We start from the raw sequence: 1,448 nt of genomic DNA on the forward strand, positions 1-1,448 counted from the left end.
GCGCGAGCGAGTCGGCGCCGCCCGACAGGGCCACGAGCACGAGTGGGGCGGCATCGGACGAGGCCGCGCCCGCGGCATCCGGAAGCACCGCCCTGACCGCCCGGCGCACGTCGGCGATCGGCGGCGTCAGGCGGGGACGACGCTCGGCAGGCAGCTCGTCGGAAGGCATCAAGTAACCTTATTCCGCCGATCGCGCCCCGTTCCGACCGGGCCGCGGGCCGAGTTCGAGCACGAGCTTCCAACCACGAGGAGAACCACATGGGCGAGTACGCCGCGATCATCGAGATCCCGAAGGGGAGCCGCAACAAGTACGAGGTCGACCACGAGACGGGTCGCGTGTTCCTCGACCGCGTGCTCTACACGACCTTCGTCTACCCCACCGACTACGGCTTCTTCGAGAACACGCTCGGCGACGACGGCGACCCGCTGGACGTGCTCGTGCTGCTCGACTACCCGCTGTTCCCGGGCGTCGGGGTCAAGGTGCGCCCCGTCGGCGTGTTCCACATGACCGACGACGGCGGCGGCGACGCCAAGGTGGTCGCGGTGCCGGCCGGCGACCCCCGCTGGAACCACATCCAGGATGTGAACGACATCCCCGAGTTCACGCGCAAGGAGATCGAGCACTTCTTCGAGCACTACAAGGACCTCGAGCCCGGCAAGTGGGTCAAGACCGAGGGCTGGGCGGACGCCGCAGAGGCCGAGTCGCTCATCGCCAAGGCGATCGAGAAGTTCCCCGGTCACTGACCAGGGCATGAATTGAGCGGATGCCGCGTGCGCGCGACATCCGTCGCGACGAAGGGGCGGGCCTGGCGGCCCGCCCCTTCTCACGTGTTCGGGCCGCGCTCGCGATGCCGCCGCTCGCCACCGAAATGTAGGAAGTTGGAGCGTGCGTGCGGCGCGTGGGCGCTCGCCGCGCCGCCGAGCAGACAGAAGTTCCTACATTTCGGATGGAGCGCTCGGACCGAGGCCGAGGGCCGAGGCGGGAGTGAGGCCGCAACCGGCCGGGCTGCGGCCGAGGAGGCGCCGAGCGTCAGCCGGCGGGGCGGGCGGCCGCCGACGGCGAGCCCCAGATGAAGTACTCGCGCACCGGTACGCCCTCGCGGGGGGCCTCGAGGATGCGGCCCCCTCCGAGGTAGATCGCGACGTGGTAGTAGTCGCCGCCCGTGCCCCAGAACAGCAGGTCACCGCGCTGGATCTGCGACAGCGGCACGGCGAGGCCGCGCCCGGCGAGCGTGTAGTACTGATTCGTCGCCGAGTGCGTGCCGATCGAGATGCCCGCCTGCGCGTACGACACCTTGGTGAGCCCCGAGCAGTCCCACATGTTCGGCCCTGCGCCGCCGAGCCGGTACGGCTCGCCGAGCTGCTGGCTCGCGAACCAGATGGCCGTCTCGACCGCGCCCGAGTTCGGCGGGGCCGGTGCCGGGTTCGGCGCGGGAGCGCCGCCGCCC

General features: G+C 71.1%; 2 protein-coding genes. One reads left to right on the forward strand and one right to left on the reverse strand.

What is annotated here, in order from left to right; genetic code table 11:
• Window positions 1-258 precede the first annotated feature (258 nt).
• Window positions 259-744 (forward strand): inorganic diphosphatase, encoded by a 486-nt coding sequence (gene ppa, locus AC1DY2_RS19735; protein ID WP_476763953.1) that lies wholly within the window; start codon window positions 259-261, stop codon window positions 742-744.
• Window positions 745-1,030: 286 nt separating this feature from the next.
• Here ppa and AC1DY2_RS19740 read toward each other — a convergent pair.
• Window positions 1,031-1,448: C40 family peptidase (locus AC1DY2_RS19740; RefSeq protein WP_476763954.1), on the reverse strand; the 418-nt coding region annotated here is incomplete at its 5' end.

This window comes from Agromyces sp. P1_H4 (genome assembly GCF_056405255.1).